Source organism: Serratia sp. K1WW1, assembly GCF_055790865.1.
Map to the genome: position 1 here is coordinate 534,301 of NZ_CM147697.1, position 13,682 is coordinate 547,982.

General features: G+C 54.8%; 11 protein-coding genes. 8 read left to right on the forward strand and 3 right to left on the reverse strand.

The features are described 5' to 3' along the window. Positions 1 to 8: 8 nt before the first annotated feature. Genes ACX9GU_RS02445 through ACX9GU_RS02455 form a run of 3 tightly spaced genes read left to right on the forward strand, consistent with a single transcriptional unit; the run spans position 9 to position 3,094 of the window. The gene (locus tag ACX9GU_RS02445) at positions 9 to 1,343 is read left to right on the forward strand and encodes an MFS transporter (protein ID WP_473193747.1); all 1,335 of its coding nucleotides are present in this window, start codon (positions 9 to 11) and stop codon (positions 1,341 to 1,343) included. Between the two features lie 12 nt (positions 1,344 to 1,355). Next, positions 1,356 to 2,159 (forward strand): electron transfer flavoprotein subunit beta/FixA family protein, encoded by an 804-nt coding sequence (locus ACX9GU_RS02450; protein WP_473193748.1) that lies wholly within the window; start codon positions 1,356 to 1,358, stop codon positions 2,157 to 2,159. Then, positions 2,156 to 3,094, forward strand: a complete 939-nt coding sequence (locus tag ACX9GU_RS02455) for an electron transfer flavoprotein subunit alpha/FixB family protein (protein WP_473193749.1) — start codon at positions 2,156 to 2,158, stop codon at positions 3,092 to 3,094. The genes ACX9GU_RS02450 and ACX9GU_RS02455 overlap by 4 nt, the downstream gene beginning before the upstream one ends. Here the strand turns inward: ACX9GU_RS02455 and ACX9GU_RS02460 are convergent. Then, positions 3,091 to 3,363: a ferredoxin family protein gene (locus tag ACX9GU_RS02460; protein WP_059199039.1), complete on the reverse strand. Its 273-nt coding sequence runs from the start codon at positions 3,361 to 3,363 to the stop codon at positions 3,091 to 3,093. The genes ACX9GU_RS02455 and ACX9GU_RS02460 overlap by 4 nt on opposite strands. After that, positions 3,360 to 4,613 carry an FAD-dependent oxidoreductase gene (locus tag ACX9GU_RS02465; protein WP_473193750.1) on the reverse strand — a complete coding sequence of 418 codons (1,254 nt, stop codon included), beginning with the start codon at positions 4,611 to 4,613 and terminating at the stop codon, positions 3,360 to 3,362. Before ACX9GU_RS02465 ends, ACX9GU_RS02460 begins: the two co-directional genes overlap by 4 nt. Before the next feature lie 320 nt (positions 4,614 to 4,933). On the opposite strand from ACX9GU_RS02465, the gene ACX9GU_RS02470 reads away from it, so the two are divergent. The 5 genes from ACX9GU_RS02470 (at position 4,934) to ACX9GU_RS02490 (ending at position 12,604) form a co-directional block, all read left to right on the forward strand. Then, the gene (locus ACX9GU_RS02470; RefSeq protein ID WP_473193751.1) at positions 4,934 to 6,565 is read left to right on the forward strand and encodes a Na/Pi cotransporter family protein; all 1,632 of its coding nucleotides are present in this window, start codon (positions 4,934 to 4,936) and stop codon (positions 6,563 to 6,565) included. A gap of 1,509 nt (positions 6,566 to 8,074) precedes the next feature. After that, positions 8,075 to 8,716: a DUF1120 domain-containing protein gene (locus tag ACX9GU_RS02475; RefSeq protein WP_473193752.1), complete on the forward strand. Its 642-nt coding sequence runs from the start codon at positions 8,075 to 8,077 to the stop codon at positions 8,714 to 8,716. 67 nt (positions 8,717 to 8,783) lie between these two features. After that, a complete protein-coding gene (locus ACX9GU_RS02480; RefSeq protein ID WP_473193753.1) occupies positions 8,784 to 9,443 on the forward strand; it encodes a DUF1120 domain-containing protein in 660 nt (219 codons plus the stop codon). 95 nt (positions 9,444 to 9,538) lie between these two features. Beyond that, positions 9,539 to 11,872, forward strand: coding sequence for a fimbria/pilus outer membrane usher protein (locus ACX9GU_RS02485; protein WP_473193754.1), 2,334 nt, complete (start codon positions 9,539 to 9,541; stop codon positions 11,870 to 11,872). A gap of 45 nt (positions 11,873 to 11,917) precedes the next feature. After that, positions 11,918 to 12,604 (forward strand): fimbria/pilus chaperone family protein, encoded by a 687-nt coding sequence (locus ACX9GU_RS02490; RefSeq protein WP_473193755.1) that lies wholly within the window; start codon positions 11,918 to 11,920, stop codon positions 12,602 to 12,604. A gap of 79 nt (positions 12,605 to 12,683) precedes the next feature. Here ACX9GU_RS02490 and panS read toward each other — a convergent pair whose 3' ends face one another. Then, the gene (gene panS / locus ACX9GU_RS02495) at positions 12,684 to 13,604 is read right to left on the reverse strand and encodes a ketopantoate/pantoate/pantothenate transporter PanS (RefSeq protein WP_071681623.1); all 921 of its coding nucleotides are present in this window, start codon (positions 13,602 to 13,604) and stop codon (positions 12,684 to 12,686) included. Positions 13,605 to 13,682 lie beyond the last annotated feature (78 nt).

Sequence of the window (13,682 nt, forward strand, 5' to 3'; positions counted from 1 at the left end):
GGGTAACGATGACAACACGGCTGCCTCGGCAAGTGCGCATGGATGATATTCCGCTCAACGCTTTTCACTACAAAATGGCGGGGCTGACCTTTGGCGCTCACCTCACCGATGGCTATGTACTGGGCGTGATAGGCTTTGCGCTGGCCCAGCTCAAGCCGCAGATGGGGCTGACGCCGTTTTGGGAAGGAATGATCGGCAGCTCGGCGCTGATTGGCCTGTTCCTTGGCAGCCTGGTATTGGGTTGGGTTTCCGACCATATCGGCCGTCAGAAAATTTTCAGCTTCAGTTTTGTCATCATCACGTTGGCTTCCGTGATGCAATTTTTCGCCACTTCGCCGGAACAACTGTTCTGGCTACGGGTATTGGTCGGGATTGGGTTAGGGGGCGATTACGCCGTCGGCCATACCATGCTGGCCGAGTTTGCTCCGCGTAAACATCGCGGCATCCTGCTGGGATCCTTTAGCGTGATCTGGACGTTAGGCTACGTTGCCGCCGGATTTGCTGGCCATTTCCTTGCCGATCTGGGGCCGGAGTCCTGGCGCTGGCTGTTGGCTTCAAGCGCTGTGCCTGCGTTGATGATTATGCTGTTACGCATCGGTACGCCAGAGTCGCCACGCTGGCTGATGCGCAAAGGGAGGATCGCCGAGGCTCATCTGGTAGTGCTGCGCTGTTTTGGACCGCAGGTGATCCTCAATGACGAAATCCCGGTAGAAACCGCACGCCATATGCACACCTTATTTTCACCGCGTTACTGGCGGCGTACCGCGTTCAACAGCCTGTTCTTTGTCTGCCTGGTGATCCCTTATTTCGCCATCTATACCTTCCTCCCTTCGATCCTGACCACTCTGGGGCAGAGCCAAAGCTTTGCTACCGATCTGCTGCTTAATGGTTTGCTGATGGTGGGGGCGGTGATGGGAATTGCCCTTACCCAATGGCTGCCGCGCCGTCGCTTCCTGATCGGCGCGTTCTGGATCCTGGCTGCCAGCCTGGGGGCATTGGCCTTTGTGCCACCGGGACAGGGAGCCATGTTAATGCTGTTTGCTCTGTTTACGCTGACGATTTCGGCGGTCAGTAACCTGGTCGGGGTATTCCCGGCGGAAAGCTTCCCGACCGATATTCGTTCACTGGGGGTCGGTTTTGCCACCTCGATGAGCCGGCTTGGCTCGGCCATCGGCACCGCTTTGCTACCGCTGTCGATGCTTTCACTGGGTCTGCAAGGCACCATGCTGATCCTGACTGGCGTATTGGTGCTGGGGGCGGTGGTCTCGATCATGTGGGCGCCGGAAACCAAGGATATGACGTTGGTGGGCGCCTCCTCGGTAAAGCCGTTAATCGCCCACTGACAGGAGAAACGGATGAACCTGCTGTTGGCGATTAAGGTCGCACCGGATCTGGGCATGTTGGCAAAAAGCGATTGGCAACCCGATGAGCGGTTGCAGATTGATACCCGCTTTGCCCGACGTCTGTTAAGCGGCTATGACGAAAGTGCGGCGGAAATGGTGCTGATGCTGCGTGATGAGAGGGAACTTAACCTGAGCGTCGTGACGGTGGCCGATGTTATGGCCGAACCGGCGCTGAAGCAACTGATGGCGCTGGAATATCAGCAGGCGGTACGCATTGAACCTCCTGCAGAGTGGGATCTGCGTTTTAACCCTGCTACGGTTGCCGCCCTGATCGCGGCCTATCACCAGCATATGGGATCCCAACAGGTGATCGTCATGGGCGCGCAAAGCCTGGAAGGGCAAAATAGCCAAACGCCTTTACTGTTGGCAGAACGCCTTGGCTGGCCTTGTATCACCGGCGTTTGCCAATTAGCTGCGGCAGAAGAAGTGGGGGCCTTACGGGTTACCCGGCAAACCGCTTACGGGCAGGAGGTGATGACGGTGATGCCTCCTTTGGTGCTGGTGGTGGGGAACTCGCAACAGGCGAGTGCGTTACGCGTTCCCACCTTAAAGCAGAAGCTGGCGGCGGGTAAACGGCAGATCCAACGTCTGTCACCTGCCGATCTGGCGATGACCGAACAGCTTGCCGGTGATGTGCGGCTGTGTGGCTTAAGCTATGTGGAACACCGACGCGCCGGGATGGTGATTGAGGGGGACAGCGTGGAGCAGAAAGTGCAGCGGTTATGCCGGGATTATCTCGGTGAAAGGTGGCCATGATGACTATTGCACTGATACTGGATGCAGATGCCCCCAACTTTGCTACGCAGGCCAGTCAGATTAATCAGTTCTTGCGGCTGAGCGAGCTTACTGCAGAGAGCCTGGAGCTGTGGCTATTTAGCGATGAGGTACCGCAGAGTCTGCCACGCCTGGACGGCGAGGTGGCACAAATACGTTGGGTTAGCGCTCCCCGGCTGGCAGAGGCGCGATTAGCGGTATTGGAGCAGATGCGGCAAGCTTTCACCCCGCGATTACTGCTGTTTGCTGGTGATGAAGGTAGCGAGTTGGCCACGCGTCTGGCCTGCCGGAGTGGCGGTTCTGCCAGTTGTGCGGTAGAACAGGCGCAAATTAACGGCAGCGAATGCCGGGTAACCAAAGCCGTCTATGGCAACCATCTCACCGCCGAGCTGGCGATGATGCGGGAACCTTGGTGCCTGAGCGTGGCCCGCAGCGGTGCGGCTGGCATGGAAATAGTGCCAGGTCCGGTGGCAGCCATACGTTTTGAGCCAGCCAATATACCCGATGCCGAGTGGTTACTGGCCTCGGCGTGTTCACCGCAACCCGCAGCGTCACCGCTGAGCCGGGCGCGCTACGTGCTGGCCATCGGGGAAGGGGTTGGCAGTGCCCAGCAGGTTGTCCAGATGCAGCAGTTAGCTACCAACATGGGCGCAGAGTTGGCCGCCAGCAGGCCGGTTGTGATGAACGCCTGGTGCGAGATGGATCGCTTACTGGGCATGTCCGGTGCCATCATTGCTCCCGAGGTGTGTATCGCCGCCGGGGTTTCTGGTGCTCCGGCGTTTGCCATCGGTATTCGCCATAGCAAGCTGATTGTGGCGATCAACCAGGATCCGCAGGCGGCTATTTTTGCCCAGGCCGACGTAGGGATTGTGGGTGATATGCACGAGGTGCTAGAGGCTCTGGCCAACGTCCTTTAACCGAAGCGGAACTCAATCCCGTTGCCTGCCTGCGGATAGCGCCAACGGGTGATGGTTTCTTCCCCACACAGCAGGCGGCAGGTGCCGCATTCCAGGCAACCCTGTACGTCGAAACGCAGGCTGCCGTCCGGCTGGAACTGGTAAAGCCCGGCGGGGCAGGCGATCACCAAACGCATCAGCATCGTACGATCCTGTGCGTCGGCCAGGATGATGTGTGGATTGGCGTGATCCCCCTGATAATGGTTGTGGCTGAGATCGGGCTGGTTCATAGGCTGCGCATTCCATTGACGGTATCTTTCAGTAATTGCTTCAGGCCGATGCGGCGCGCGTGGCGCCATAGTAGCTTGCGCAACGGTGTGGGGGCATTTCCATTGACCTCAAACATCTCTTGCAGCACGTCGGCAGCCAACTGCGGGTAACGGCTAAACCAATGGGGCGACTGCAACATCATCTCCGGCAGACGCCGATACTGCTGGATCAGCGCCCAGAGCGAACTTTGCTGTAACCGCAGGGGGTAATGCTGCAACTCTTGCCCGGCAATCAAGGTTTCCGCTGCCGCCTGTGCCGATAGCATCGCCAGATCCATACCCCGCACGGTATGCCCGGTATTAATACATAACCTCGCGGCATCGCCGACCAGCAGATAGCCAGGACCAAACAGCGGTGGCATGCTTTCCACCCCGCCTTCGGGGATCAGATGGGCGCTGTATTCCCGTAACTCGGTATTTTTCAGCAATGGCCGCACGGCAGGGTGTTGTTTGAACTGTTGCAACATCTGCGGCAGGGCGATTTTACTCTCAGTGAGGCTGGAAAGATTACATACTACGCCGAGCGACAGGCTATCGCGGTTGGTGTACAGGAAACCACCGCCGACTTTCCCCCGCGTGGGCTGGCCAGCGAACAGCCAGGCGCAACCTTGGTTATCCTCCAGTGCGAAACGATCTTCCAACCGCTCGCGCGGCAGTGCCAACACCTCTTTCACGCCGATCGCCATCGTTGCTGCTGGTGGTTTTGGCTGCAATCCGGCATGCTCACCAAGCAGCGTATTGGCCCCTTCTGCCAGGATCACCGTATTGGCGTATAACGCTTCACCCGCCGCCATAACGCCGACCACCCGGCCTTGCTGCACGATCAGCTCATCGACCAAGGCACCGGTCAGGCATTGTGCCCCGGCGGCTTCCGCCTGTGCCATCAGCCAGGGATCGAAATGGGCGCGCAGTAGGCTGTAGGAACAGGGCAAGGTATGGTGATAATCCAGCGTCACCGCGCTATTGCCGCTCACCATTGAGAGCCTTTCCTGGGTGATATGGCGTTCCAGAGGGGCGGTAGCGGCAAAATTTGGCAGCAGATTGGCCAAAACATGGGTGTATAACCTGCCACCGCTAACGTTTTTACTGCCCGCCTGAGTACCCCGTTCCAGTAACAAAGTATTGATGCCCGCGCGTGCCAACAACAGCGCCGTGGTGCAGCCCGCAACGCCGCCGCCAACAATAATGGCTGCAAAACCAGGATGTTCCATCAGCTCTGTTTACCAAGGGGTGAAGTGTGACGATTAGAATAACACTCGTGTGCCAGAGTTCATTGATATTGCACAGTTTTTGCGCGTCCGTGGCCGATTTTCGCCCGAGAGCAGCCAAATTAGGCTACAATTGGAAACTGTTATATTCCGGGTAGTTGCATGATTTCGCTGTCGCATTGATTGATAATGCGTGGTGCGCTCTCCCTCTAGAGTATTCCTTCTTGATAGCAATAAGCGATTTGCCGCTGTCCTGCTTAACTGGCGTCTGGCAGGCGGGATAGCCTGTGGTGCCTGCCGGGCGTCAATGGAGCGAGCCTTCCGTGTTGACCCTTCTTAATCTGCTTTCCGCCATTGCCATGCTGGTGTGGGGAACCCATATCGTCCGGACCGGCATCATGCGGGTCTATGGCGCCAATTTGCGCCAGGTTCTGAGCAGCAGCATAGAGAAAAAGCCGCTGGCCTTTGTGGCAGGTATCGGTGTAACCGCGTTGGTGCAAAGCAGCAATGCGACGGCGTTGCTGGTTTCCTCTTTTGTGGCGCAAGGGCTGGTGGGCCTTGGGCCTGCGCTGGTGATTATGCTGGGGGCCGATGTTGGCACGGCGATCATGGCGCGGGTGCTGACGTTCAATCTCTCCTGGCTTTCGCCGCTGCTGATTTTTGTCGGCGTGATTTTATTCCTCAGCCGTAAGCAAACCCGCGTAGGCCAGATGGGGCGCGTCGCCATTGGTCTTGGCCTGATTGTATTGGCGCTGGAACTGATTGTGGCCGCCGCTACGCCGATCACTCAGGGCTATGGCGTCAAAGTGATCTTCTCGTCGCTGACCGGCGATGTGATGCTTGATGCGTTGATCGGCGCTCTGTTTGCCATTATCAGCTATTCCAGCCTGGCAGCTGTATTGTTGACCGCGACGTTGACCGCCTCGGGAGTGATTTCTCTACAGGTGGCGCTGTGCCTGGTGATCGGTGCCAACCTGGGCAGCGGCCTGTTGGTGATGTTGAACACCAGCGGCCAGAATGCCGCTGGCCGCCGCGTGGCGTTGGGTAGCCTGTTGTTCAAACTGTTGGGTAGTGCGCTGGTGCTGCCGTTTGTTTCCCTGATTGCGCACGGTATTGAGCGGCTGCCTGGTAATGCAGAGGAGCTGGTGATCTATTTCCACATGTTCTACAACCTGGTGCGTTGTCTGTTACAGGTACCTTTGTCAGGGCCGATGGCGCGCTTGTGCGAAACGTGGATCGTCGATGCTCCGACAGAGGATCCCCGTTTGCGGCCACGCCACCTCGACGTCAGCGCCCTGGATACGCCAAGTTTGGCACTGGCCAATGCGGCGCGGGAAACCCTGCGGATGGGGGATGTGATAGAGCATATGATGATCCTGCACCATGAGGTATTGCATGGTAAGCGCATCCAGGCCAAAGAGGTACGCCGTCTGGACGATGACGTTCACGTGTTGTACACCGCGATCAAACTTTACCTGGCGCAGATCCAGAAGGAAGACCTGGGAGAGGCGGATTCGCGCCGCTGGGCGGAGATCATCGAAATGGCCCTCAACCTTGAGCAGGCTGGCGATATTATCGAACGTATGGCTAGTGATGTGGCGGATCAATCGCATGGTGCGCGCAGTTCGTTCTCCGCTGAAGGTCTGGCCGAACTGGACCAATTGCATGAAAAGTTGACCGACAATCTGCGCCTTAGCCTGTCGGTGTTTCTCTCCGGTGATATCACCAGCGCCAAGCGGTTACGCCGCTCCAAGCATCGTTTCCGCATTCTGGATCGTCGCTATGCCCATGCGCACGTCGATCGCCTGCATCAGCAAAACGTGCAAAGTATCGAAACCAGCTCGCTGCATCTGGCGCTATTGGGGGATATGAAACGGCTTAACTCTCTGTTCTGCGCGGTGGCCTATAACGCGCTGGATCAAGATGAGAAAGACGACGACCGTGATTGGGAATAGATGCCTGGCAGGCGGTGATCCAAGATCGTTAACCAGCAAGGCAATCAGTTAAAATAAGGTCAAGGCTGGGTGAGGTAGGGAGTGCCTCACCCAGTACTGCACTATCTATATTATTGTGGGCGGTGTGTGCCAGAATATAACTCTTCCTGATTACAAAACTGTTCACGCCCCCACCCTTGTAATCCAAATCCTAATAGGATGGCATGCTGATAAAAGGCGAAGAGCAAGCGGGAGGAAACAAACTGTTTTTGAGAGAATGGCGGCTTTTTACCGTGATTTCCCCGATTTTATGCCTAATTACTGCTGGTAATAGCGAGTTTGATAGCGTCTCGAATTAAGGGGCACTTTCAGGTGCATCTTGAGGTTTTCGGGATAAATATTATCGGGAGTGTATTAGGGGGATCCCGTGCCGTACAGATCATCATTTTGAAAACCCCACTCTAAATAGATGCAAATGCTGTCATTTTATTTCTATCAGGTTCAAAATCCTGGAATTCTTTAATGGGCATAATGAGGGGGATGTCAATAATCAAGTGGTATTTCTAAGCGGGGTTATATTTCATCTTTTTCTGGCATGATTGTGCGTTTAAGTTTTTACATAAGCTTGTTAGACTATTTTCGCTTTGAAAATGAGCTATTTTATTTGAAAGGTGAATGGCTTTAGGGAATTGAGAGGGTGAATAATAAGAGGGAGTTAGCCACTGAATATTCAAATGCTAAAATGGATGGTCGGGGCCACAGGTCTATTATCTGTGGGGTGTTTGGCCGCAATGCCTTCAGGTGAGGTCAAGGTCATCGGGGAAATAGCATCACCCCGCTGTGAGATCATTGCTCCCAATAGTGGGGTTTATGATTTTGGGAGAATTAGCCGATCAAGCGGAAAGAATGGTTGGATAAACTTACCGGCAATAACACAGTCTTGGCGAGTGAAGTGTAGCAGCGCAGCGTACATGGACATCATCCCACAGGACAACAGGTTCAGGCCCGGCACGGATGTAGGCGCGGCATACTTTAGCCTTGGAGGTAGTGGCACCCGGACGTTGGGACGTTACCTGTTAGGGGTAAGTAATGCCCGGGTTGACCGGATGGCCGTTGTGCCACAAACGTCAGGGCAACCCACATCTCGGTCCGGTATCACGACGCTTGTTCCTGGTGAACGTACCCGTTGGCAGGTACCAGAAAACAACGTTACGCGGGCGGGTACCTCAGCGGGAAGACTTTTCTCCGTAGATATTACGGTTTCCCCACGGCTGGCTCTAACTGATAACGAGGCTACAGAAGCGGTATCACTGGATGGTTCAGCGACGTTGGACTTTACTTTCGGTATATAAGCGTCACGTCCCGCTTCTTTATTTATCTTATCCTAGGGATGTAAAACTTTTACTCTTATTGCCGTCAGGTGAAGTTTGCGCGGTAATAAGGTAGAACGGGGAGGTATTTCTCTCAGGACTTGCCTGCGCCCAAGAGTGGGTGTCAGGTTATATTCAAAAATACTATATGGACATTTTTATGAAAAAAACAATTATCTCAGGTGTGGTCGTTTCCATCATGGCGATGAGTATGGGAACTGCCATGGCATCTTCTATGTCATCCGAATTATCAGTAAAAGGGAAGATGGCAATCCCTTCTTGCGAAGTCTCATTAACTAACGATGGCGTTTATAATTTGGGGCAAATCGCAAGTGGTGCGATTGATCCTACCAAAACTAAGCAATTGAAAGATATTAATGGTGAACTGATTGTGCGGTGCGAAGCCGATACCTTCCTGAACTTTAGCGCCATTGATAACCGTGAGGGTACTGCCAGTTCAATCGGTAACCAGCATTTTGGGCTCGGTCAGGTAAACGGCTCCGGAAAGTTAGGTTATTACAAAATGAAGTTTTTTGGCGGCTATGTTGATGCCGTTGACGAGGCTGTCTACAGCGAAAATAAAGGCAGCACTACTGTTGAATCGGCTCATAGCGTCTACGTTGAAAAAGGCAAAGTCACCGGTTGGGCAACCCGCAATAATACTCAGGCTAGCGGTAAATATTTCAAAGCCATTCTAGCAGTAGAGCCAGTATTGGGTTCCTTGCAAGATATGGGTGGCACTCCTGCGGATGGTACCAAACTGGATGGTTCCGCTACGCTGAGCTTTAGCTACGCACTCTAATGTTATTACGGATAAATACGCTTCCTGATGTTCAGGAAACGGATGATAGACATAAGGATATTGATAGATGAAAAAGAACCTACTGCAATTAACCGCCCTTTCATCGTTACTGCTTTCTGCTGCGGCGTTTGCGTCAGAAAGCGCTGAGGTTAAGGTCATTGGCGAAATATCTTCGGTAAATTGTGAAGTGTCGGTGTCGAATAATGGGGTGTTTGATTTTGAAAAGATTAAACAATCGTCAGTTGTAGACGCTGTTAGTGCGTTAGGGCGTGTCGATGGTGGCGTTGTACGCGTGAAGTGTAGTGCGCCAACACCGTTGACATTCACTGCGAAGGACAATCGGGCGGACTCCGCCTACATCATGGGTACCGCCGCCCAAAACGGTGGACATGGTTCCTTCTTTGGCCTTGGCAATGTGAACGGAACCGGGAAACTGGGTTTTTACCAATTAAAATTTAGGCAGCCTACCGTAGATGGGATCCCGACCCACATGTTTATGACGGATAATGGCGACGTTGACAAGTCTGAGGCATCGTTGATAGCGCAGAAGGATAAACGCATGGGATGGACAAAATCTCTGAGCCATGAGGTGTCTATTGGCAAAGAGTTTTCATTCGCTATGAACGCCACTGCCTACTTGGCACCAAAGAGTGCGATGAACGGTACTCTGACTGAAGATGTCACCCTGGATGGCTCTACTACCTTGGAATTTGGCTTCGGGCTGTAAACTTTTACAGGCCATGTCGTACGTTAATTGAGAGGGGGGGCTCCCCCTCTGTTTATGTCGAAGCTGGTTGGGTAAGCAAGGGAATAGAATCGCCCATGAGGCTAAGTGCATCGGTGGCATGGATGTTGTCGGCTCTGCTGATGGCGCGTGTGGAGGCAGCTGGATTTGATGTAAAAACCCTAGAGAATCTGGGGTATAACGCGGATATTGCAGAGTTCTTTTCGATCTCACGATTTCTGCCAGGGGTTCACCGGGTCACGCTGGAGGTGAATGCTGCGCAACGTTATCAGGAAGAGGTGCGTTTTGGTCAGGAGGGAGAGCTGTGTCTGGATACACGTTTAGCCGAAACGTTGCATTTACAGCTGACCTCGCCTCTTGGCGACTGTGAACGTATTGAGTCACTCTGGCCACAGGCCCAGGTACGGGTATTTCCCGGCACCTTCCGTGTGGAGCTCACCTTGCCGGAAGAGGCTTTTGATCCAGATAAATTGCGTAGTGAGCAGCGTGGCGGCTATGCCGTCATGCTGAATTATGATTTGTACGGTAACCGCATGCAGAGCAGTTATGGCAACCAGCAAACGTGGCAGGCCATGTTAGAGCCTGGCCTGAATATCAGCAACTGGGTGATCCGCAATCGTTCCAGCTACAGCAAGAGTGAATTTGGGGATCGGTTGGATGTGTATGAAACCTCGGCAACGCGGGATTTTCCGCATTGGGGAGCATTGGCCCAGGTAGGGGAGTTCAGTGCCGGTGGCTCGCTGAGCGGCGGGCTACCTATCACCGGTTTGCAGTTGTCCAGTGAACGTTTCCAGCTTTCTCATGCCACGTTAGCGGTTCCCCTGCAGGGCAGTGTATCAAGCCAGGCGATGGTGGAGGTCAAGCAGCGTGGGCAGGTGATGTATCGTACGCTGCTGCCGGCGGGGCCTTTTGCGCTGGACAATCTGGGCCAGGCGGCGACGGGGGTGGAGACGGAGATCACGGTAACCGATGCCGAAGGGTTTCAACAGCGTTTCACCGTAACGCCAGGGCTCGGCGATGAGCAAGACCAGCACAGCGGTTATCAGTTCGCCGTGGGACGCTATCGGGAGCAAAATCAGGCTTCGGCGCCAGCGTTGCTGATGGGGGAGAAACAGTTCAGTTTAAACGGTTTCCGGCAGCTTGGTATGGGAGGGATGCTCTCGGCCAAATACCAGCGGCTGGCTTGGCAGGGGGGCATTGGGGATAGGCTAGGTAATTGGTTATCCGCCAGCGCCGTGTACGGTCGGGGTCGGCAGCAGGGTATGCAACTGGATGCTCAAGGGAGGCTGACAGTGAGCCGAAGCTTTTCGTTATCACTGACTTCACAGTATCGCACCCTGGGATTCCAGCATGCAGATGAAGCGTTGCGCCAGCCTGCGGGCCGGGCCGAAGGGCATAGAGGGTCACGTCTGCGTTATTCCGGGGGGCTGGCTCTGTCCTGGAATGCCCCGGCATGGGGCGTATTTACCTATAGCCTGTCGCATGAGCGCTATTACCGTGATAACACCCGAGGCTGGACGCACATACTGGCCTACGGCAAAAGCCTGGGGGTGGCGTCGTTGAACCTGAGTTTACAATCTTCGTCCCGTGCCCAGCCTACCTTGTATGCAGGAATGAGCTTACCGCTCGGTGGAGGGAGTGTTAACAATCGCCTGCAACTGCGCAGGGACAAGCAAATGACGCTGGGAAGCAGTTGGCAGGGCGACGTCAGGGGGCCGTTAAAAGGTTATCTGGATATCGCACGGGATCGTGCCGGCGACTACCAGACCAGTGGCAACCTGAGTGGAAATACCGCCTACACCCGTTTGTCGTTGGGGGCATCGCATTCCGGCCAGGGGAGCTTGTCGCAATCTTTGCTCTCTTCGGGCTCGATGGGGGTGGCCAACAACACCTGGGTGATGTCACCTCAACGGGTGGGAGATACGTTGATCGTCGTCAGTGTGCCAGGGTATGCGGGCACCAGAGTCACTGGCGTGGGTGAGGGCATTACCGATTTTTCCGGTGACGTGTTACTGCCCTCGGCCACACCTTATACGCCGCTAAAGGCACAAGTAGATACCTTGTCATTACCGTTAAACCTGCGGCTGGATACGACGACTCAGGAATTGGAGCTGGCGCGCGGCAGCGTGGCGAAAAGGCAATTCAGGGTCACCGAGGTTCGCCAATTATTACTCACTCTCCGCGATGAGCAGGGGGAGATATTGCCCACCGGCGCATCTGTGCATGATGAGAAAGGGCAACTGTTGGGCACCCTGATTGGTGAGGGCAACCTCATGCTGGTCAATGAAGATATTGGTAAGGTTTTGCGCGTGCGTCGCGTCAATATGGATGAATGTCGGGTGAGTTATGACGTACCGACGGAATTTGATCCGTCGGTGTTGTATGAAGAGAGGGATGCTGTCTGCCATTAGGCCGTCATTGCACGCATAATCAAGAGTAGCGAAACAGGATAAAAGATGAACAAGATAACAAGGTTGGTTGGCCGGGTAGTCGGCGGTATGTTGCTGGTTGCGGCTGGCATCTCTTCTGCCCAGGCCTCTTTTCAGCTGGAAAGTATGGGGCTCGTGCTGGAGGAAAGTACCGGGCGGACAAACTTCAGTATCAAGAATACGACGTCTGAACCGATGTTGTTGGCGACCAAGGTCGAAGATCTGGATGGTAAGAGCTTTAGCAAGTTTGTCTTGGTTTCGCCGCCGATTTCCCGGATTGAGGCCGGTCAGAGTCAGCAGGTGAATTTTGTGTTGAAGCAGGGGGCGGTGTTACCCCATGAAGTGATGCTGAAGGCGTCCTTTGAAGGGGTAGGCCAGGCGGTGGATAACAGTGCGCGTATACCGGTACGCCAGAGTATTGGGCTGATAATACAACCGAAAGCGGTGGCGGTGAGCAAAACCCCTTGGGAAGATCTGCAACTGACTCAAACCGGGACGACCCTGGTGGTGAAAAATACCGGCTTGCATGTGGTGCGTTTAGCTCCCCAGCTCACCTTATTGCCATCAAAGCAAATCGTCCCGTTGGAGAATTACTTCCTGATGTCGGGTGAAGAAAAGAAGCTGACCGTGTCAGGTAAGGTCACTTCCGTGAGTATCACTCCGCTTGGCCGTTACGGCTTTAAGCAGGGTGATGCCACGCTACCGGTGAAATAAGTTTCCCCCTCCATGTGGCAAGGTGTGTCAGGCAATGCCCGGCTGTTGATCAAGCTCGGGCATTGCCTCAGGCAGAGGGTCAATCCTGTTTTTTGATCGGGCGACCAGACCAGTAACCAGCCAGCAGTGAACCGGACAGGTTGTGCCATACCGAGAACAGCGCACCCGGCAGCGCGGCCAGTGGTGAGAAGTAAATCTTGCCCAGCGTTGCCGCCAGCCCGGAGTTTTGCATACCGACTTCAATAGCCAGCGTACGGCAGGTAGATTCGTCGAACCCGAGCATTTTTCCTCCCCAGTAACCGCCAAGCAGCCCGATGCCGTTATGCAGGATCACCGCGATGATCACCACAAAGCCTACCGAGGCAATATGGCTCTGGCTACCCGCAACCACCGCACTGATGATCGCCACAATACAGACCATCGACAGGGCTGGCAGATAGGGCTCAACCCGCTTGACGGTTTTGGTGAAGCTGTGGTGGACGATCAAGCCCAGCCCAATCGGGATCACCACGATCTGCAGAATGCTGAATAACATCCCCATGATATCCACGCTGATTTCGGCATCGACATACAGGCGCGTCAGCAGCGGGGTGGCAAAAACACCCACCAGAGTCGAAACGGCTGAAATGGTCACCGACAGGGCGACATCGCCTTTAGCCAGATAGATCATCACGTTGGAGGCGGTGCCGCTCGCTACGCTGCCAACGAGTACCATACCGGCGGAGAGATCCGGTGGCATACGGAACAGCATCGCCAGCAGCCAGGCGGCCAGCGGCATAATCAGGTAATGCAGGAAGATCCCCGCCGCTACCGGGCCGGGGCGCGATAGCACGCGCTTGAAGTCATCCAGGCGCAGGGTGACGCCCATGGCAAACATGATCAGCATCAGCAGCGTACTGACGTAAGGGCTGATACCGGTAAAGGTCGACGGGGTGTAATAGGCCGCGATGGACAGCAGCACGGCCCATAACGGGAATAAGCGTGTGATTTTTGCCAGCATGAGAGGGGTTATCCTTTGCCAATAATGAACGTGGTGTGTGTTGTTGTGGTGTGGGCCCAGTGTGCTGAGCCTCTTTAG

Excerpts from the sequence above, each read along its gene's own strand:
- ACX9GU_RS02445 (WP_473193747.1), top strand. The coding sequence starts at position 9 with ATGACAACACGGCTGCCTCGGCAAGTGCGCATGGATGATATTCCGCTC.
- ACX9GU_RS02450 (WP_473193748.1), top strand. The coding sequence starts at position 1,356 with ATGAACCTGCTGTTGGCGATTAAGGTCGCACCGGATCTGGGCATGTTG.
- ACX9GU_RS02455 (WP_473193749.1), top strand. The coding sequence starts at position 2,156 with ATGATGACTATTGCACTGATACTGGATGCAGATGCCCCCAACTTTGCT.
- ACX9GU_RS02460 (WP_059199039.1), bottom strand. The coding sequence starts at position 3,363 with ATGAACCAGCCCGATCTCAGCCACAACCATTATCAGGGGGATCACGCC.
- ACX9GU_RS02465 (WP_473193750.1), bottom strand. The coding sequence starts at position 4,613 with ATGGAACATCCTGGTTTTGCAGCCATTATTGTTGGCGGCGGCGTTGCG.
- ACX9GU_RS02475 (WP_473193752.1), top strand. The coding sequence starts at position 8,075 with ATGAAAAAAACAATTATCTCAGGTGTGGTCGTTTCCATCATGGCGATG.
- ACX9GU_RS02480 (WP_473193753.1), top strand. The coding sequence starts at position 8,784 with ATGAAAAAGAACCTACTGCAATTAACCGCCCTTTCATCGTTACTGCTT.
- ACX9GU_RS02485 (WP_473193754.1), top strand. The coding sequence starts at position 9,539 with ATGAGGCTAAGTGCATCGGTGGCATGGATGTTGTCGGCTCTGCTGATG.
- ACX9GU_RS02490 (WP_473193755.1), top strand. The coding sequence starts at position 11,918 with ATGAACAAGATAACAAGGTTGGTTGGCCGGGTAGTCGGCGGTATGTTG.
- panS (WP_071681623.1), bottom strand. The coding sequence starts at position 13,604 with ATGCTGGCAAAAATCACACGCTTATTCCCGTTATGGGCCGTGCTGCTG.